We start from the raw sequence: 18,032 nt of genomic DNA on the forward strand, positions 1-18,032 counted from the left end.
TCATGACGTCCGCATTGTTTATTCCAGAGCTGGGCCAGTTGGCGATGATCCTCGCCCTGTGCTTTGCCATCGTCCAGGCTGTGGTCCCGTTATTGGGTGCCTGGCGTGGTGACCGTTTGTGGATGAGCCTGGCTCAGCCGGCCGCCTGGGGCCAGTTCGCCTTTCTGGTGTTCGCCTTCGGTTGCCTGACCTACGCCTTCATGACCGACGACTTTTCCGTCGCCTACGTCGCCAACAACTCCAACAGCGCCTTGCCCTGGTACTACAAGTTCAGCGCCGTGTGGGGTGCCCACGAAGGTTCATTGCTGCTGTGGGCGTTGATCCTCGGTGGCTGGACCTTTGCTGTCTCGATCTTCTCCCGCCAACTGCCGCAAGTCATGCTGGCCCGGGTGCTGGCGGTGATGGGCATGATCAGCATCGGCTTCCTGCTGTTCCTGATCATGACCTCCAACCCGTTCACCCGCATCCTGCCGCAGATCCCGGTAGACGGCCATGACCTCAACCCGCTGCTGCAAGACATCGGCCTGATCGTGCACCCGCCGATGCTCTACATGGGGTATGTCGGTTTCTCGGTCGCCTTCGCCTTCGCCATCGCCGCCTTGCTCGGCGGGCGTCTCGATGCCGCCTGGGCGCGCTGGTCGCGGCCGTGGACCATCGTCGCCTGGGCGTTCCTCGGCATCGGCATCACCCTGGGCTCTTGGTGGGCCTACTACGAACTCGGCTGGGGCGGCTGGTGGTTCTGGGACCCGGTGGAAAACGCCTCCTTCATGCCCTGGCTGGTGGGCACGGCGCTGATTCACTCGCTGGCAGTCACGGAAAAACGCGGCGTGTTCAAAAGCTGGACCGTGTTGCTGGCCATCGCCGCGTTTTCCCTGAGCCTGCTGGGTACGTTCCTCGTGCGTTCCGGCGTGCTGACATCGGTTCACGCGTTTGCCTCCGACCCGGAGCGCGGCGTGTTCATCCTGATCTTCCTGCTGTTCGTGGTCGGCGGCTCGTTGACGTTGTTTGCGTTGCGCGCGCCAGTGGTCAAGAGCCACGTGGGCTTCAACCTCTGGTCTCGGGAAACCCTGTTGCTGGGCAATAACCTGGTGTTGGTGGTGGCGGCTTCGATGATCCTGCTCGGCACCCTGTACCCGCTGGTGCTGGATGCCCTGAGCGGCGCCAAACTGTCCGTCGGCCCGCCGTACTTCAACGCACTGTTCATCCCGTTGATGGCGCTGTTGATGGTGGTGATGGCGGTCGGCGTCCTGGTGCGCTGGAAAGACACCCCGGTGAAATGGCTGGTGGGCATGCTCACCCCGGTACTGCTCGGCAGCGCCGCGCTGGCCGTGATCGCCGGTATTGCCTACGGCGACTTCAACTGGGCCGTGCTCGCCACCTTCATGCTGGCTGCCTGGGTATTGCTGGCCGGCGTGCGTGACCTGATCGACAAGACCCGCCACAAAGGTTTGATCAAAGGCCTGCCGACCATGACCCGCAGCTACTGGGGCATGCAGGTCGCCCACATCGGCATCGCCGTGTGTGCGTTGGGCGTGGTGTTGTCCAGCCAGAACAGTGCCGAGCGCGACCTGCGCCTGGCACCCGGCGAGTCCATGGACCTGGCCGGTTACCACTTCATTTTCGAAGGCGCCAAGCACTTCGAAGGGCCGAACTTCACCTCCGACAAAGGCACTGTACGCGTCGTGCGCAACGGTAAGGAAATCGCGGTGTTGCACCCGGAAAAACGCTTGTACACCGTGCAAAGCTCGATGATGACCGAAGCCGGGATCGACGCCGGTTTCACCCGCGACCTTTACGTCGCTCTGGGTGAACCACTGGGCGATGGCGCCTGGGCCGTGCGGGTCCACGTCAAACCGTTTGTTCGCTGGATCTGGTTCGGCGGCCTGCTCACCGGGTTCGGTGGTTTGCTGGCAGCGATGGACCGGCGCTACCGGGTCAAGGTCAAGAGCCGGGTGCGTGAAGCCCTCGGTCTGCAAGGAGCGGTGGTATGAAGCGTTGGTTGATGGTGTTACCGCTGGCGGCGTTTTTGGTGGTGGCGGTGTTCCTGTATCGCGGGCTGTACCTGGACCCGGCCGAGTTGCCGTCGGCCATGATCGGCAAGCCATTCCCGGCGTTCTCGCTGCCGACGGTGCAGGGCGACAAAACCCTGACCCAGGCTGACTTGCTGGGCAAACCGGCATTGGTCAATGTGTGGGGCACCTGGTGCATTTCCTGCCGCGTGGAGCATCCGGTGCTGAACAAGCTGGCGGAGAAGGGCGTGGTGATCTACGGCATCAACTACAAGGACGACAACGCTGCCGCCCTGAAGTGGCTGGCGGAATTCCACAACCCATACCAGCTGGATATCCGCGACGAAGACGGCAACCTCGGCCTGAACCTCGGCGTATACGGCGCCCCGGAAACCTTCTTCATCGACGCCAAGGGCGTGATCCGCGACAAGTACGTAGGCGTGATCGACGAAGTGGTGTGGCGCGAGCAACTGGCCGCCAAGTACCAGGCGCTGGTGGACGAGGCCAAGCCATGAAGCGTTGGTTAGCCGCCGCTGTATTGGGCTTGAGCATGGTCGGCGTGGCTCACGCGGCCATCGACACTTACGAATTTGCCAAGGACGGTGACCGCGAGCGTTTTCGCGAACTGACCAAGGAACTGCGCTGCCCCAAGTGCCAGAACCAGGACATCGCCGACTCCAACGCACCGATCGCTGCCGACCTGCGCAAAGAGATTTTCCGCATGCTCGGCGAGGGCAAGGACAATCAGCAGATCATCGACTTCATGGTCGACCGCTACGGTGACTTCGTGCGCTACAAGCCGGCGCTCACCGGCAAGACCGCGTTGCTGTGGTTCGGCCCGGCCGGTTTGTTGCTCGCCGGTGTCGTGGTGATGGCTGTGATTGTGCGCCGCCGTCGTGTCGCCCCGGCCGATGGCTCGGACTCGCTTTCCGTCGATGAGCGTCAACGCCTCGACCAACTGCTGGACAAAAAAACTGATGATTGATTTCTGGCTCGCAGCCGGTCTGCTGCTTCTGATTGCCCTGAGTTTTCTGCTGATCCCGGTGTTACGCGGCCGCCGTGCCCAGCGTGAAGAGGATCGCACCGCGCTGAACGTGGCGCTGTATCAAGAACGTGTGGCGGAACTGCAAACCCAGCAGTCCGAAGGCGTGCTGGATGCGGCCCAACTGGACAGCGGGCGCGCTGAAGCGGCCCGTGAGTTGCTGGCGGATACCGAAGGTGTGGAAAAGCCTCGGGAGTCGCGCCTCGGCAAACCCTTGCCGTTGCTCGCGGCCTTTCTGGTGCCGGTGCTGGGCGTTGCGCTGTACCTGCATTACGGGGCCAGCGACAAGGTCGAACTGACCCGCGAATTCTCCCAGCCGCCGGTGTCCATGGAAGACATGACCCGCCGCCTGGAGCGCGCCGCTGCCGCCCAACCGGATTCGCCGGAAGGCCTGTACTTCCTCGGTCGCGCCTACATGGCCCAGGACCGTTCCGCCGATGCGGCCAAAGTCTTCGAGCGCACCGTGGCTTTGGCCGGCCGCCAGCCGGAATTGCTCGGCCAGTGGGCCCAGGCCCAGTACTTTGCCGACAACAAACAGTGGTCGCCCAAGGTTCAGGCCCTGACCGACGAAGCACTGAAACTCGACCCGAAAGAAGTCACCAGCCTCGGCCTGCTGGGCATCGCCGCCTTTGAAGGCCAGCGTTACCAGGAAGCGATCGACTACTGGAACCGCCTGCTGGCGCAACTGCCGCCGGAAGACAACTCCCGTGTCGCACTGCAAGGCGGGATTGACCGGGCGGCCGAGAAGCTCAGAGAGGGCGGCGGTAGCGTGGCGCCCGTGAAAGCACAAAAGCAGATGCAAGTGCGTGTGGACCTGGCGGCGGATGTGAAGGCCAAGGCCTTGCCGACCGACAGCGTGTTTATCTTCGCCCGTGCCGTCAAAGGCCCGCCGGCGCCATTGGCGGCCAAGCGCGTGACCGTGGCCGACCTGCCGATCACCGTCGAACTGGGCGATGCCGACGCGATGATGCCGCAGTTGAAACTGTCCAACTTTCCCGAAGTCCAACTGGTTGCGCGCATATCCCGGGCAGGTGTTCCGACAGCTGGCGAGTGGATCGGCCGCAGCCAACCCTTGGCCAGCAGCACCACTGCGCTGCAGCAGCTGACCATCGACAGTCCGGATAAATAATTCGAGGAAATGCCCATGACCGCTATCGCACGTATCACCCTGCTCAGCCTGGTATTGGGGTTGAGTGCTTGTGCGGTCCATCGGCCTCCGTCGCCCACCGGGCCGACCATTCCACCGACAGGGCCGTCGACCCAGCCGAGCACACAGCCGGGCACCCAACCCTCGGGCCCGGTGATCAAACCGTCGAAGCCGGTGCCGAGCTCCTCGCCGACCTTCGCACCGCCACCGGGTGCGGCCAGCCACTGGGACGGCAAGATGCAGGTGTACGTGCTGGATGAGCAGGCCGATACGTTCTACCGCCAGCGCACCTACTACCGCTGGAGCAACGGCTGGAGCCGCTCCATCAGCCCGAACGGGCCTTGGGAAGAGACCGATGTCCATGGCGTACCGCCGGGGTTGAGCAAGCAGTACGCGCAATGACTTTGGCTGTTTATCGGGACTGATCCTATAAGGTCGTTTATTTAAACGACCTTATATGTGCGGCGAGTTCAGCGAGTTCACCGTCATCTGCCCTGTTTGAGTCGTGTGAGGAAATATAACCCTCATACACCTCATAGAACTTGTCCACCCGTGAGCTGATCTTTTTGAATGTGCTGTTTTGGCCGGTGCCATGCATTGGAAATAACTTCGCGTGTAGGTGGTCAACCCCGTATCCCTCCAGCATCAACCCGGTACGGGCGACATCTGGTAGGGATTTATCTATCAGTAGCGCGGTTTTCTTGGCTGCGACAATGAGTTCGCACAGCGTCGAGTCCGACTGCTTGAATGCGTAACTGTCATGATGAATTTTGGGGATAACTACCGTAAAGCCCGGCGTGTTTGGGAAGATTGATAGGAACGACATGTGCCTGTCGTCTTCCCATATGACGTGCGAAGGGGATACTCCTTGAACGATGTCGCAAAAAATACAGCTCATTCTGTCTATCTCTCTCATGGGTCGGAATAGTACTTCGTGATGAGATATAGCCCGGTTGTTCTAGCCAGGCAAAATAAACAGAAAATTTCCGAAGTTTCCTAGGACGGGCACCGGATAAGTCGGGTGTTTACTGTTGTTCGCGGTTTTTCATGCGTCGTTATCGGATTATTCCCGCGATAGCGTCAGGCCCGTTCCCTTGCGCGGTGCGGGGCACTGAGCCAATGGATTACCCCGGCGATCACCCCAGCAGCAGGAATGCCAAGGTGACAGGATCAAAAATGTGGGAGCGGGCTTGCTCGCGAAAGCGGTGGATCAGTCACCCGATGTATTGACTGACCCTCTGCATTCGCGAGCAAGCCCGCTCCCACATTGGATTTATGTTGCCAGTTGGATTTCGGTGTTGATCAGGCCACCGGACACTCTCGGTTAAGCGCCTCATCCACCAATAACTGCGCCATCTCCACCAGTTGCACCACTGCCAACACCTGCTTGCGGCTGGCCCCATCAAGATGCTCGGCACAGTCATAGGCGCTGACAGCCGCCGACTCAAGAATCTCGCTGGCGTTGCACAACGCGACTTCAGTGCTGAGACCCGCACGTACGGAGAAGAGTTTGTCGGAGGGCGGGGGCGAAGCGGCAGGTTCTGAATTCAGGTCGTAGTGCTTGAATGCGCGCTGGGCAGCGTCGTGGAATTTCTGGTCGTTCAAGTAATACGGCGGGTTGGGCGTGACCTTTTTCATGGTGAAGCTCCTCTATGAGTAAGCACCTCCACTTTCGCTACCACACGATCAGGGAGGCGACTGTACACGGGGTGGTAGACCGGTCATAGAAACCCGGCAGGCCGAAGCCTCCCATGCACAGCCGCCACAAAGCAGCCCGCACAAAAAAACGCCCTTGAGCGTTTTGGGATCTATGAAATCGCCGGGCTACCACACCCGTTCGCTGAATTTGCAGCGACCCGCGAAGGTTAGCGACGACATACGACACAAGCAACCCTAAATCTTTGTGGGAACGGTCCTTAGGTCAGTTCCACCTTTTAGATCGCAAGCCTGCTCACAAACAGACCCTCCTGACCAACCGAGATCAAAATGTGGGAGCGGGCTTGCTCGCGAAAGCGGCGTGTCAGCCAACAAATCCGGCACTGATACACCGCCTTCGCGAGCAAGCCCGCTCCCACACTGGATCTACGTCGCCTGCTGGTTTTCTGCCTCGATCAAGTCCTGCATCCGGCTCCAACCTTTCATTGGATCGTTCCCACGCTCTGCGTGGGAATGCATCCCGTGACGCTCCGCGTCACCACTGGGCAAGACTTCAACCTTGCATCCCCAGCTGGACGCAGAGCGTCCGAGGCGGCGTTCCCACGCAGAGCGTGGGAACGATCAACGTCCTACAGCTACTTCCAACCTTTCATCAAACCTTCATCAAACGGTTTTACTCCAGTCATGTGCAAGTCATAGGGCTGACACAGCCCGCGCCTACTGTCGTTTGAACTCAAACGCAGCCACGGACGGCTGTTCAACCAGACAGAGAAGCCCATGACTCCAGCTATCCATGTCGATCATCTGAACAAGACCTTTGCGAAAAAATCCGCATTGGTCGACCTCGAACTCACCGTCGCCACCGGTGAGATGGTCGCGCTGATTGGCGCTTCCGGCTCCGGCAAGTCCACCTTGCTGCGCCACCTCGCGGGCCTGGCCTGTTGCGACAAGAGCAACGGCGGCAGCGTCAAGGTGCTGGGCCGGGAAGTGCAGGCCAGCGGGCGGTTGAATGGCAAGGTGCGGCGCCTGCGCGCCGATATCGGCTACATCTTCCAGCAGTTCAACCTGGTCAACCGCTTGAGCGTGCTCGACAACGTACTGCTCGGTTGCCTGGGCCGCATGCCGCGCTGGCGTGGCAACCTCGGTTTGTTCAATGCCGAGGAAAAACAATTCGCCATGGAATCCCTGGCCCGCGTCGGCCTGGCTGACTTGGCCGCGCAACGCGCCTCTACCTTGTCCGGCGGCCAGCAGCAACGCGTAGCCATTGCCCGCGCTTTGACGCAACGCGCCGAAGTGATCCTGGCCGATGAACCCATCGCCTCCCTGGACCCGGAGTCGGCACGCAAGGTCATGGAGATCCTCGCCGACATCAACGGCCGCGACGGCAAGACCGTGGTGGTCACCCTGCACCAGGTGGATTACGCCATGCGTTATTGCCCCCGAGCCGTGGCGCTCAAGGGCGGGCGGATTCACTTCGATGGCCACGCCAGCGAGCTGAGCAGCCAGTTCCTCAACGATTTGTACGGTGCCGATGTCGACACCAGCCTGATGTTTTCCGACCAGACCCGCACACCCGTCGTCCCCGCACGGTTGGCCCTGGCCCGCGCTTGAAACCCTCCAACGACCCACAGGAATCCTCTCCATGTTGAACCGTATCGGTCATGTGTTTCTGTCCGCCGTGCTGTTAGCCAGCGTGGCCATGGGCAATGCCCAGGCCGCCGACAAGGCGATCAATTTCGGCATCATGTCCACCGAGTCTTCGCAGAACCTCAAGAGCATCTGGCAGCCCTTTCTGGATGACATGCACAAGAAGACCGGCCTGACCATCAACGCCACCTTCGCCTCCGACTACGCCGGCCTGATCCAGGGCATGCGCTTCAACAAGGTCGACGTGGCCTGGTTGGGCAACAAGGCGGCGATGGAAGCGGTGGACCGTTCCAACGGCGAAATCTTCGCCCAGACCGCCGCTGCCAACGGGGCTGCCGGTTACTGGAGCGTGCTGATCGTGCGCAAAGACAGCCCGATCAACAACGTTGAAGACATGCTCAAGAACGCCAAGAACCTGACCTTCGGCAACGGTGACCCGAACTCCACCTCGGGCTACCTGGTACCCGGCTACTACGTGTTCGCCAAGAACCACGTCGACGCCGCCACCGCCTTCAAGCGCACCCTCAACTCCAGCCATGAAGTCAACGCACTGAGCGTGGCCAAAGGGCAGTTGGACGTTGCCACCTTCAACACCGAAAGCTGGGACCGCCTGGAAGTTACCCAGCCGGACAAAGCCGCGATGCTCAAGGTGATCTGGAAGTCGCCGCTGATCCCGGCCGACCCGATGGTGTGGAGCAAGGCCCTGAGCGACAGCGAGAAGACCAAGATCCGCGACTTCTTCGCCAACTACGGTGACACCGACGAAGAGAAGGCCGTGCTGAAGAACATGCAACTGGGCAAGTTCCTCAAGTCCAGCGACGACCAGCTGTTGCCGATCCGCCAACTGGAGCTGTTCAAGCAGCGCACCACCATCAGCGCCGACGACAAGCTGGAAGCGGCTGACAAGGCCAGGAAGCTCGCGGATATCGACGCCGACCTGGCCAAGCTGCAAGAGCGCATCACCGAACTGGACAAGAAGACCGCAGCCAACGGCTGACCCCCTGTAGGAATCGGGTTCATGTGGGAGCGGGCTTGCTCGCGAATACGGTGTGTCATTCAACGCATCCGGCGACTGAGTCACCGCATTCGCGAGCAAGCCCGCTCCCACATTAAGCCCAGTTCCAACCCTACACCGAGAGTGACCCATGACTACCTTTCATGCTGAAGCCGTAGGCAAAAGGACTTGGCCGCAATACCTGGGCTGGGGCCTGTTCCTGATCCTGCTGGCCTGGGCCTGGCACGGCGCCGAGATGAACCCGCTGGCGCTGTACCGCGATTCCGGAAACATGGCGACCTTCGCCGCCGACTTCTTCCCGCCGGACTTCCACGAATGGCGCTCCTACCTCAAGGAGATGATCGTCACCGTGCAAATCGCCCTCTGGGGCACGGTGCTGGCGATTGTCTGCTCGGTGCCGCTGGGCATTCTGTGCGCCGACAACATCACGCCGTGGTGGATTCACCAGCCACTGCGCCGGGTGATGGATGCCTTCCGCTCGATCAACGAAATGGTGTTCGCCATGTTGTTCGTGGTCGCCGTCGGCCTCGGTCCTTTTGCCGGTGTCCTGGCCTTGTGGATCAGCACCACCGGCGTCCTCGCCAAGCTGTTTGCCGAAGCCGTCGAAGCCATCGACCCGGGCCCCGTTGAAGGTGTGCGAGCCACCGGCGCGAGTGCCTTGCAGGAAGTGATCTACGGCGTGATCCCGCAAGTGATGCCGCTGTGGGTGTCCTACGCGCTCTACCGCTTCGAAGCCAACGTGCGCTCGGCGACGGTGGTGGGGATGGTCGGTGCCGGCGGGATCGGCGTGATCCTCTGGGAGAACATCCGCGCCTTCCAGTTCGTGCAGACCTGCGCGGTGCTGCTGGTGATCATCGTGGTGGTGAGCTGTATCGACGTGCTGTCCCAACGCCTGCGCAAGCAGTTCATCTGACGTCGGAGGGGTGCCCCAGGGCGCTTTTTTTAAGCATGCAGTTGTCTAGACAAGATGAGCCGGTGTACCGCGAACTCGCCGATATCCTGCGCCGCGAACTGAGCAGCTACCAGGCCGGTGAGTTCCTGCCGGGCGAGGTGCAGTTGGCTGAACGCTTTGGTGTCAACCGCCACACCCTGCGCCGCGCCATCGATGAGCTGGTGTTCGAAGGCAGCCTGTTGCGCCGCCAGGGCAAGGGCACCCAAGTGCTGGACCGCCCGCTGATTTACCCGATGGGCGCCGAGACCTCCTATAGCCAGTCGTTGTCGGCCCAAGGCGTGGGCGTGGAAGCGTTGCTGCTCAAGCGCCGCTACTGCTTCGCGAGCCACGAAGAGGCGCAGCAATTGGGCATCGCCGAGATGGCGCCAATGATCGAGCTGCAGACCTTGCGCAAGCTCGACCACCAGCCGGTCAGCCTGATCCGCCATCGTTACTGCGCCAGCCATGCACCGTTGCTGGCGGATTACAACGGCGGCTCCCTGCGCCAGTACCTGCGTGAACGCGACCTGCCGTTGACCCGCACCCAAAGCCTGATCGGCGCGCGTTTGCCCAACCGCGAGGAAGCCGCACTGCTGATGATGCCCCGGCACTTGCCGGCGCTGACCGTATTCACTCTTTCCCGCGATCGCGACGGCCGCCCGGTGGAGCTGGCGCAGTCCACCAGCCGTTCGGATCGCTTCCAGTACCAAGTGGTGACCTGATGGATACCTCGATGAACCTGTCCCCGCGTCAACACTGGATCGGCGTGCTCGCCCGCGCCTTTCGCAGTGAATTGCTGCCCCATGAAGACGCCCTGCGCGACGTGGATTACCAATTGATCCGCGCCCCGGAAATCGGCATGACCCTGGTACGCGGCCGTATGGGCGGCAACGGCGCGCCGTTCAACGTTGGTGAAATGAGCGTGACCCGCTGCGTGGTGCGCCTGGCGGACGGGCGCACCGGCTATAGCTACCTGGCCGGGCGCGACAAGGTCCATGCCGAACTGGCGGCCCTGGCGGATGCGCATTTGCAGGGCGCGCACCCGAGCCCCTGGCTCAGCGACCTGATCGGCTCACTGGCCAACGCCCAGGCCGAACGCCGGGCGCACAAAGAGGCCGACACCGCCGCCACCAAGGTCGAGTTCTTCACCCTGGTTCGAGGAGAAAACTGATGAATGCCCAACGCTTGCAACCGGCCTTTGTAGACCCGGTGCTGGATGCCCAGCGCGGTTTTCGCGGCGCCCTCAAGGCTCTCGCCGAGCCCGGCCTGATCCAGTCCTTGCCCGCCGCCCCCAGCCTTGAAGGCCTGGCGCCGGCCACCTACGCGCTGTGCCTCGCGCTGCTGGATATGGACACGCCGCTGTGGCTCGCACCGTGCTTCGACACACCGCTGATTCGCGCCAACCTGGCGTTCCACTGCGGCTGCCCGCTGACCGCCAACCGTGAAGAGGCCGCATTCGCCTTGCTCGGTGAGCAGGACTTGCTCGACCTCAGCGGCTTCGACCACGGCAATGACCGCTACCCCGATCAGTCCTGCACCTTGCTGGTCCAGTTGACCGACCTGGAAGCCGGTCGTGCCTTGAACTGGCGCGGTCCGGGGATCAAGACCCAGCGTCAGGTCAACCTGCCGGTGCCTCAAGCATTCTGGCTCGAACGTCAACGCCGCGAGACGTTTCCCCGTGGCCTGGACGTGTTGTTCGCCGCCGGCCATCACCTGATCGGCTTGCCACGCAGCACCCGAATTGCACAGGAGCATGCCTGATGTACGTAGCCGTCAAGGGTGGCGAACAGGCCATCGACAATGCCCACCGTCTGCTGGCGAAAAAACGCCGGGGCGATACCTCCATTCCGGAACTGAGCGTGGAGCAGATTCGCGAGCAACTGCCGTTGGCGGTCGCGCGAGTGATGAGCGAAGGCTCGCTGTACGACACGGAGCTGGCCGCGCTGGCGATCAAGCAAGCGGCGGGGGATCTGGTGGAAGCGATCTTCCTGCTGCGGGCTTACCGCACCACGTTGCCGCGCTTCAGCCCGAGCCTGCCGATCGATACCGCGCAGATGTCACTGAGCCGGCGGTTGTCGGCCACCTTCAAGGACGTGCCGGGCGGGCAACTGCTGGGCCCGACCTTCGATTACACCCACCGTCTGTTGGACTTCGCGCTGCTGGCCGAAGGTGAATACCCAGGCCCGCAAACCACAGCGGAGGCGACCCTGGAAGCATGCCCGAGAGTCTTGGGTTTGCTGGCTAAAGAAGGCTTGATCAAGAACGAATCCGACGACACCGGCAGCGTCGCCGACATCACCCGCGACCCGCTGGAATACCCGGCTAACCGCGCCCAGCGCCTGCAAGCCCTGGCCCGTGGCGATGAAGGTTTCCTGCTGGCACTGGGTTACTCGACCCAGCGCGGCTACGGCCGCAACCACCCGTTTGCTGGTGAGATTCGCATCGGCGACGTCGAGGTGTGGATCGACCCGCAAGAGCTGGGTTTCCCGATCTGCCTGGGCAGCATCGAAGTCACCGAGTGCGAGATGGTCAACCAGTTCGTCGGCTCGGCCACCGAGCTGGCGCAGTTCACCCGGGGCTACGGCCTGGCATTCGGGCATGCCGAGCGCAAGGCGATGGGCATGGCGCTGGTGGACCGCTCGTTGCGCGCCAATGAGTTCAACGAAGAAATCGTCTCGCCGGCCCAGCAGGAAGAATTCGTGCTGTCCCACTGCGACAACGTCGAGGCGGCGGGCTTCGTTTCCCACCTCAAGTTGCCTCACTACGTGGACTTCCAGTCCGAGCTGGAACTGATCCGCAAACTGCGCCAACCGGCCGAGGGCACGCGCCATGAATGACCTGACCCAAACCCCTGCGCGTGACCCGGCGTACAACTTCGCCTACCTCGACGAGCAGACCAAACGCATGATCCGCCGGGCCTTGCTCAAGGCCGTGGCGATCCCCGGTTACCAGGTGCCATTCGGTGGCCGCGAGATGCCGCTGCCTTACGGTTGGGGCACCGGCGGCATGCAACTGACCGCCGCGATTCTGGGGGCCGATGACGTGCTCAAGGTCATTGACCAGGGCGCCGACGACACTACCAACGCCGTCTCGATCCGGCGCTTTTTCGCGCGCACCGCCGGCGTCGCCACCACCGAAAGCACCCCGGGCGCCACGGTGATCCAGACCCGCCACCGCATCCCGGAAACCCCGTTGCACGCCGATCAGATCATGGTCTACCAGGTGCCAATTCCCGAGCCGCTGCGCTTTATCGAACCGTCGGAAACCGAGACCCGCACCATGCACGCCCTCAATGATTATGGGGTGATGCACGTCAAACTCTACGAGGACATCGCGACCTTCGGCCATATCGCCACCAGCTATGCCTACCCGGTGATGGTGGATGAACGCTACGTGATGGACCCGTCGCCGATCCCCAAATTCGACAACCCGAAACTCGACCTGAGCCCGGCGCTGATGCTGTTCGGTGCCGGTCGCGAAAAGCGCTTGTACGCGGTGCCGCCGTACACCCAGGTCACCAGCCTGGACTTTGAAGACCACCCGTTCGAAGTGCAGAAGTGGGCACACAACTGCGCGATCTGCGGCAGCCATGAATCGTTCCTCGATGAGCTGATTCTCGACGATGCCGGTACCCAGAGTTTTGTGTGTTCCGACACCTGGTACTGCGCCCAACGGGTGAAGGAGAACAACCAGTGAGCCAGCCTCTTTTGCAAGTGCGTGATCTGTCGTTGTTATACGGCGAAGAGAAGGGCTGCCAGGACGTCAGCTTTGATTTGTACCCCGGCGAAGTGCTGGGGATTGTCGGCGAATCCGGCTCGGGCAAGTCCACCTTGCTCTCGTTGCTCAGTGGACGTTTGCCGCCACAGGCCGGGAACATCGGCTATCGCGGCAAGGACGGCGAGTGGCTGGATTTGTACAGCGCCAGCGAAGCCGAACGCCGCACCTTGCTGCGCACCGAGTGGGGTTTCGTCGAGCAGAACCCTCGGGACGGTTTGCGCATGGGCGTCTCTGCCGGCGCCAACATCGGCGAGCGCCTGATGGCCCAGGGCGTGCGCAATTATCAGCAACTGCGCGGCGCCGGCCTCGACTGGCTCGGCCAGGTGGAAATCGACCCGCAGCGCATTGATGACTTGCCCCGAACCTTCTCCGGCGGCATGCAACAGCGCCTGCAAATCGCCCGCAACCTGGTCTCCAGCCCGCGCCTTGTGTTTATGGACGAACCCACCGGCGGCCTGGATGTATCGGTACAGGCGCGCTTGCTCGACCTGCTGCGCGGCCTCGTTCGCGAGCTGGATCTGGCGGTGGTGATCGTGACCCACGACCTCGCCGTGGCGCGCCTGCTGGCCGACCGCCTGATGGTGATGCGCCGTTCCCGCGTGGTGGAAACCGGGCTGACGGACCAGATCCTCGACGATCCACAGCACCCTTACTCTCAACTGCTGGTGTCTTCGGTATTGCAGCCATGATGAATGCCTTGATCGAGGTCCGTGACCTCTCGAAAACCTTCACCTTGCACCAGCAGAACGGCGTGGTACTGAACGTGCTGCGCGGGGTGGAGTTCAGCGTGAAAGGCGGTGAGTGCCTGGTGCTGCATGGCCAGTCCGGCGCCGGTAAAAGTACGTTGCTGCGCACCTTGTACGGCAACTATTTACCGGCAGGCGGCAGCATTCGGGTACAGCATCTCGGCGAATGGCTGGAGCTGGTCGGTGCCGAGCCTCGGGAGGTGCTGCAAGTGCGCCAGCAGACCCTGGGCTACGTCAGCCAGTTTCTGCGGGTAATTCCGCGTGTGGCCTGCCTGGATGTGGTGATGGAACCGGCCCTGGCCCGTGGCTGGTCGAAGGCCAATGCACAGTCCCGCGCCGAGCATCTGCTGACCCGCCTGAATATTCCCCAGCGCCTGTGGCAGTTGGCACCCGGCACGTTCTCCGGTGGCGAGCAGCAGCGGGTCAACATCGCCCGTGGTTTCATGGTGGACTGGCCGGTGATGCTGCTGGACGAACCCACCGCGTCCCTCGACGACAGCAACCGCCAGGTGGTGCTGGAGCTGATGAACGAAGCCAAGGCCGGCGGTGCCGCACTGATCGGCATCTTCCACGACCGCGCCGCCCGTGAAGCGGTTGCCGACCGCCATTTCGACATGACCCCCGCGCCTGTTGCCCAAGAGGAATACGCCCATGCCCGCTGAACAGATCCTCAGTAATGCCCGGCTGGTGACGGCTGATCGCATGTTCCTTGGCAGCGTAGTGCTGCGGGACGGACTGATCGTCGACATCGCCGAAGGCCGCAGCCGGTTGCCCCAGGCCCAGGATCTGGACGGTGATTTCCTGCTGCCGGGGCTGGTGGAACTGCACACCGACAATTTGGAAAAACACATGACCCCGCGCCCCGGCGTGGACTGGCCGTCGACTTCGGCGGTGCTCAGCCATGACGCGCAAATCATCGCGGCCGGCATCACCACGGTGTTCGATGCGGTGTCCATCGGCGATGTGAACCCCAAGGGCAACCGCATGCAGAAACTGCCGGCGATGCTTAACGCCATCGCCTCGGCAGAAAGCGCCGGCCTGACCCGCGCCGAACACCGCCTGCACCTGCGCTGCGAGCTGTGCCACCCCGACACCTTGAGCGTGTTCCGTGACCTGGTGGAAAACCCGCTGGTGCAGTTGGTGTCGGTGATGGACCACTCGCCGGGCCAGCGCCAGTTCGTGCTCGAATCCAAGTACCGTGAGTACTACATGGGCAAGTACCACCTGAACGACGAGACCATGGACGCGTTCATCAAGCTGCAGATGGCCAACTCGAAGGAATACAGCGACCGCTACCGCGCCGCGATCGTCGAGCATTGCCTGGCGCGCGGGCTGTCGGTGGCCAGCCATGACGATGCGACGTTGGCGCATGTGGAGGAGTCGGCGCGCTATGGCATGACCATCGCCGAATTCCCCACCACCCTGGAAGCGGCGCGTGGCTGCCAGCAACTGAACATGAAAGTTCTGATGGGCGCGCCGAACGTGGTGCGTGGCGGGTCCCACTCGGGTAATGTGGCCGCCGCCGGCCTGGCTGCCCAAGGATTGCTGGATATACTTTCCAGTGACTACTACCCGGCCAGCCTGCTGCAGGCGGCGTTCGTGCTGGCCGATCAACAGGACGGCGGCGACCTTTCCCGGGCGGTCAAGATGATCAGCCTGGCGCCCGCACACGCGGCGGGCCTGAGTGATCGCGGTGAAATCGCTATCGGTCTGCGGGCCGACCTGGTGCAAGCCAAAAAAAGCCAAGACGGACTGCCCGTGGTCCAACAAGTCTGGCGACAAGCGAAGAGGGTGTTTTGATGGCAGGCAGGTTGATCTATCTCATCGGACCATCGGGTTCGGGCAAGGACAGCCTGCTGGATGCCGCACGACCGCGTTTGGCCGAGCGTGGCTGCCGCATTGTGCGGCGGGTCATCACCCGCTCGGCGGAAGCGGTGGGCGAAGCCGCGCAAGGCGTGAGACCCGCGCAGTTCGCCGCGATGGAGGCCGAGGGCGCCTTTGCCCTTAGTTGGCACGCCAACGGCTTGTCCTACGGTATCCCCCGGGAAATCGATGGGTGGTTGGCGGCGGGAGATGACGTGCTGGTCAACGGCTCTCGCGGCCACCTGGCGCAAACCCGCTTGCGTTACCCGAACCTGCTGGTGGTATTGCTGACGGTGGATCAAGGCGTTTTGCGCCAGCGTTTGCTGGCACGGGGCCGCGAATCCGTGGCGGAGATTGATCAGCGGCTGGCACGCAATGCACGATTCGCCGAAGGTTTGAGCACGGCACCGGATGTATTCCTGCTCGACAACTCCGGCCAACTGGCGCACACGGTCGAGCGCCTGCTGGGCTGCCTCGACGGGCAACCGGCATGCGCCTGACCCTGCTGGGCACCGGCGATGCGCGGCAAGTCCCGGTGTATGGCTGTGAGTGCGCGGCCTGTGATTTGGCCCGCCGTGATGAGAGCCTGCGGCGTCGCCCATGCAGTGCGTTGATCGAGTGCGGCGACCAGCGTTGGTTGATCGACAGCGGTTTGCCCGACCTCACTGAACGCTTCCCGCCCCGCAGTTTCAACGGGATTCTCCAGACCCACTACCATGCCGATCACGCCCAAGGCCTGCTGCATTTGCGGTGGGGGCAAGGGCTGGTGATTCCGGTGCATGGTCCGGTGGATCCGGAAGGGTTGTCCGACCTGTACAAGCACCCCGGCATCCTCGATTTCAGCCAGCCGTTTGCCGAGTTTGAAACCCGCCGCTTTGGTGAGCTGAGTGTCACTGCGTTGCCGTTGGTGCATTCCAAACCCACCTTGGGTTATCTGCTGGAAGGCGAGGGCAGGCGCATCGCTTACCTCACCGACACCGTTGGCCTGCCACCGGCTACCCGCGACTGGCTGCAGCGTGAACCGCTGGATGTGCTGGTGCTCGACTGCTCCATGCCGCCGCAACCCCAGGCACCGCGTAATCACAATGACCTGACGTTGGCGTTGCAGTGCATTGACGAGGTGAAGGCGCAGTTGGGTGTGCTGACCCATGTGGGGCATACGCTGGATGCGTGGTTGTTGCAGCATCGGCGGGAGTTGCCGCGCCATGTGACGGTAGGCTGGGATGGGCGGGTGGTTTAGCGGCTGAACACGCCCTCCACATACTCGATAAACGCCCGGGCCTTGGCACTGGACAGCCGGCCTGTCGGCGTTACTGCCCACAAGTCCCGGGGCGGTAGTTCCCAGTCGGTCAGCACCGCCTTGACCTCGCCACTGGCGATCTCCGGGGCGAACATCCATTCGGCGGTCATGGCCACTCCATGGTGGGCGAGGACGCCTGCGCGAATGCCCTCGGATGACGTAACGCGCAGGCGTCCGTCGGCGACGATGGGGTATTGATGAGCACCTTGGCTGAACGGCCAGCAGGTGCTTTCGCTCAAGCTATAGATCACCGCCTGGTGGTGCAGCAGATCTGCCGGAGTGTGGGGCTCGCCGCAACGTTCGAAGTAGGCCGGGGTACCGAACACCCGGCTGGGGCTTTGGCCGATCTTGCGGGCAGTCAGGCCGGAGTCATTCAGGTTGCCGATGCGCAGGGCGACGTCGATACCTTCTTCCACCAGGTTGAGGAGGCGGTCGTCGAGTACAACGTCCACATTCAAACCGGGGTGCTGATCAAGGAACGGGCCCAGGTTGGGAATGATGTGCAAGCGGGACAAGGTCACGCCGGCGCTGATACGCAAGTTGCCCGACAGGCCGTTGCCGGCGCCCCGCGCGGCGTCGTCGGCACCGTTGACTTCGTCGACCGCGCGTTTGGCCTTTTCAAAAAATACCAGCCCGGCCTCGGTGGGCGTCAGGCCCCGGGTGGAGCGCATCAGCAAGCTGACCGCCAACCGGGCTTCCAGTTGCGCAATGCCTTTGGAAACGGCGGGCTGGCCGATTCCCATGCGTTTTGCGGCAGCGGAAAACGAGCCTGTCTCGACGACGTGGACGAAGGTTTCCATGGCAGTGAGGCGGTCCATCGGGTGTCCTTGTGGCGTGGCATTTCGGGAATCATGGGGCCTTTAGGAAATGCGTGGAAGTCAATTCGGGGGCATAGAACT

21 protein-coding genes are annotated in these 18,032 nt (G+C 62.5%); 18 read left to right on the plus strand and 3 right to left on the minus strand.

The genetic code is table 11. The annotated features are described in order from the left end of the window. The first annotated feature begins 2 nt into the window (after positions 1-2). Genes ACUN0G_RS22045 through ACUN0G_RS22065 form a run of 5 tightly spaced genes read left to right on the plus strand, consistent with a single transcriptional unit; the run spans position 3 to position 4,600 of the window. On the plus strand, positions 3-1,991 hold the full coding sequence (locus ACUN0G_RS22045) for a heme lyase CcmF/NrfE family subunit (protein WP_445574261.1): 1,989 nt from the start codon (positions 3-5) through the stop codon (positions 1,989-1,991). Further along, complete coding sequence (locus ACUN0G_RS22050; protein ID WP_008434782.1) at positions 1,988-2,524, plus strand: DsbE family thiol:disulfide interchange protein; 537 nt, start codon at positions 1,988-1,990, stop codon at positions 2,522-2,524. Before ACUN0G_RS22045 ends, ACUN0G_RS22050 begins: the two co-directional genes overlap by 4 nt. Continuing rightward, positions 2,521-2,994 carry a cytochrome c-type biogenesis protein gene (locus ACUN0G_RS22055; RefSeq protein ID WP_010166149.1) on the plus strand — a complete coding sequence of 158 codons (474 nt, stop codon included), beginning with the start codon at positions 2,521-2,523 and terminating at the stop codon, positions 2,992-2,994. Before ACUN0G_RS22050 ends, ACUN0G_RS22055 begins: the two co-directional genes overlap by 4 nt. Beyond that, a complete protein-coding gene (gene ccmI, locus ACUN0G_RS22060) occupies positions 2,987-4,180 on the plus strand; it encodes a c-type cytochrome biogenesis protein CcmI (RefSeq protein ID WP_445574262.1) in 1,194 nt (397 codons plus the stop codon). Before ACUN0G_RS22055 ends, ccmI begins: the two co-directional genes overlap by 8 nt. A gap of 15 nt (positions 4,181-4,195) precedes the next feature. Further along, on the plus strand, positions 4,196-4,600 hold the full coding sequence (locus tag ACUN0G_RS22065; protein ID WP_167663638.1) for a hypothetical protein: 405 nt from the start codon (positions 4,196-4,198) through the stop codon (positions 4,598-4,600). Between the two features lie 37 nt (positions 4,601-4,637). Here the strand turns inward: ACUN0G_RS22065 and ACUN0G_RS22070 are convergent, their stop codons facing one another. Both ACUN0G_RS22070 and ACUN0G_RS22075 read right to left on the minus strand, forming a co-directional pair. After that, complete coding sequence (locus ACUN0G_RS22070; RefSeq protein WP_445574263.1) at positions 4,638-5,096, minus strand: HIT family protein; 459 nt, start codon at positions 5,094-5,096, stop codon at positions 4,638-4,640. A 404-nt stretch (positions 5,097-5,500) separates the two neighbouring features. Continuing rightward, positions 5,501-5,836 (minus strand): DUF6124 family protein, encoded by a 336-nt coding sequence (locus ACUN0G_RS22075; RefSeq protein ID WP_187601635.1) that lies wholly within the window; start codon positions 5,834-5,836, stop codon positions 5,501-5,503. Positions 5,837-6,631: 795 nt separating this feature from the next. On the opposite strand from ACUN0G_RS22075, the gene phnC reads away from it, so the two are divergent. The 13 genes from phnC (at position 6,632) to phnP (ending at position 17,073) form a co-directional block, all read left to right on the plus strand. Next, positions 6,632-7,465, plus strand: a complete 834-nt coding sequence (gene phnC / locus ACUN0G_RS22080; protein ID WP_258347140.1) for a phosphonate ABC transporter ATP-binding protein — start codon at positions 6,632-6,634, stop codon at positions 7,463-7,465. 31 nt (positions 7,466-7,496) lie between these two features. Further along, entirely contained in the window at positions 7,497-8,498 is a 1,002-nt protein-coding gene (gene phnD / locus ACUN0G_RS22085; protein WP_421524301.1) for a phosphonate ABC transporter substrate-binding protein, read from the plus strand. Positions 8,499-8,646: 148 nt separating this feature from the next. Further along, complete coding sequence (phnE, locus tag ACUN0G_RS22090) at positions 8,647-9,429, plus strand: phosphonate ABC transporter, permease protein PhnE (protein ID WP_445574264.1); 783 nt, start codon at positions 8,647-8,649, stop codon at positions 9,427-9,429. Between the two features lie 35 nt (positions 9,430-9,464). Continuing rightward, positions 9,465-10,169 carry a phosphonate metabolism transcriptional regulator PhnF gene (phnF, locus tag ACUN0G_RS22095; RefSeq protein WP_445574265.1) on the plus strand — a complete coding sequence of 235 codons (705 nt, stop codon included), beginning with the start codon at positions 9,465-9,467 and terminating at the stop codon, positions 10,167-10,169. Positions 10,170-10,180: 11 nt separating this feature from the next. Then, on the plus strand, positions 10,181-10,618 hold the full coding sequence (gene phnG, locus ACUN0G_RS22100; RefSeq protein WP_167663631.1) for a phosphonate C-P lyase system protein PhnG: 438 nt from the start codon (positions 10,181-10,183) through the stop codon (positions 10,616-10,618). Further along, positions 10,618-11,208 carry a phosphonate C-P lyase system protein PhnH gene (gene phnH / locus ACUN0G_RS22105; RefSeq protein ID WP_063028147.1) on the plus strand — a complete coding sequence of 197 codons (591 nt, stop codon included), beginning with the start codon at positions 10,618-10,620 and terminating at the stop codon, positions 11,206-11,208. The genes phnG and phnH overlap by 1 nt, the downstream gene beginning before the upstream one ends. Beyond that, positions 11,208-12,284: a carbon-phosphorus lyase complex subunit PhnI gene (locus ACUN0G_RS22110; protein ID WP_421524299.1), complete on the plus strand. Its 1,077-nt coding sequence runs from the start codon at positions 11,208-11,210 to the stop codon at positions 12,282-12,284. The genes phnH and ACUN0G_RS22110 overlap by 1 nt, the downstream gene beginning before the upstream one ends. Next, positions 12,277-13,143 carry an alpha-D-ribose 1-methylphosphonate 5-phosphate C-P-lyase PhnJ gene (locus ACUN0G_RS22115; protein ID WP_445574266.1) on the plus strand — a complete coding sequence of 289 codons (867 nt, stop codon included), beginning with the start codon at positions 12,277-12,279 and terminating at the stop codon, positions 13,141-13,143. Before ACUN0G_RS22110 ends, ACUN0G_RS22115 begins: the two co-directional genes overlap by 8 nt. After that, positions 13,104-13,913 carry a phosphonate C-P lyase system protein PhnK gene (phnK, locus tag ACUN0G_RS22120; protein WP_445575582.1) on the plus strand — a complete coding sequence of 270 codons (810 nt, stop codon included), beginning with the start codon at positions 13,104-13,106 and terminating at the stop codon, positions 13,911-13,913. The genes ACUN0G_RS22115 and phnK overlap by 40 nt, the downstream gene beginning before the upstream one ends. Beyond that, on the plus strand, positions 13,913-14,632 hold the full coding sequence (gene phnL, locus ACUN0G_RS22125; RefSeq protein WP_063028155.1) for a phosphonate C-P lyase system protein PhnL: 720 nt from the start codon (positions 13,913-13,915) through the stop codon (positions 14,630-14,632). The genes phnK and phnL overlap by 1 nt, the downstream gene beginning before the upstream one ends. Then, entirely contained in the window at positions 14,622-15,770 is a 1,149-nt protein-coding gene (locus ACUN0G_RS22130) for an alpha-D-ribose 1-methylphosphonate 5-triphosphate diphosphatase (protein WP_445574267.1), read from the plus strand. Before phnL ends, ACUN0G_RS22130 begins: the two co-directional genes overlap by 11 nt. Beyond that, the gene (phnN, locus tag ACUN0G_RS22135) at positions 15,770-16,333 is read left to right on the plus strand and encodes a phosphonate metabolism protein/1,5-bisphosphokinase (PRPP-forming) PhnN (RefSeq protein ID WP_445574268.1); all 564 of its coding nucleotides are present in this window, start codon (positions 15,770-15,772) and stop codon (positions 16,331-16,333) included. The genes ACUN0G_RS22130 and phnN overlap by 1 nt, the downstream gene beginning before the upstream one ends. Next, entirely contained in the window at positions 16,324-17,073 is a 750-nt protein-coding gene (gene phnP / locus ACUN0G_RS22140) for a phosphonate metabolism protein PhnP (RefSeq protein ID WP_445574269.1), read from the plus strand. The genes phnN and phnP overlap by 10 nt, the downstream gene beginning before the upstream one ends. Here the strand turns inward: phnP and ACUN0G_RS22145 are convergent. Beyond that, the gene (locus ACUN0G_RS22145; RefSeq protein WP_445574270.1) at positions 17,070-17,951 is read right to left on the minus strand and encodes a LysR family transcriptional regulator; all 882 of its coding nucleotides are present in this window, start codon (positions 17,949-17,951) and stop codon (positions 17,070-17,072) included. The genes phnP and ACUN0G_RS22145 overlap by 4 nt on opposite strands. Positions 17,952-18,032 lie beyond the last annotated feature (81 nt).

The sequence above is a fragment of the Pseudomonas sp. 32A genome (assembly GCF_052682255.1).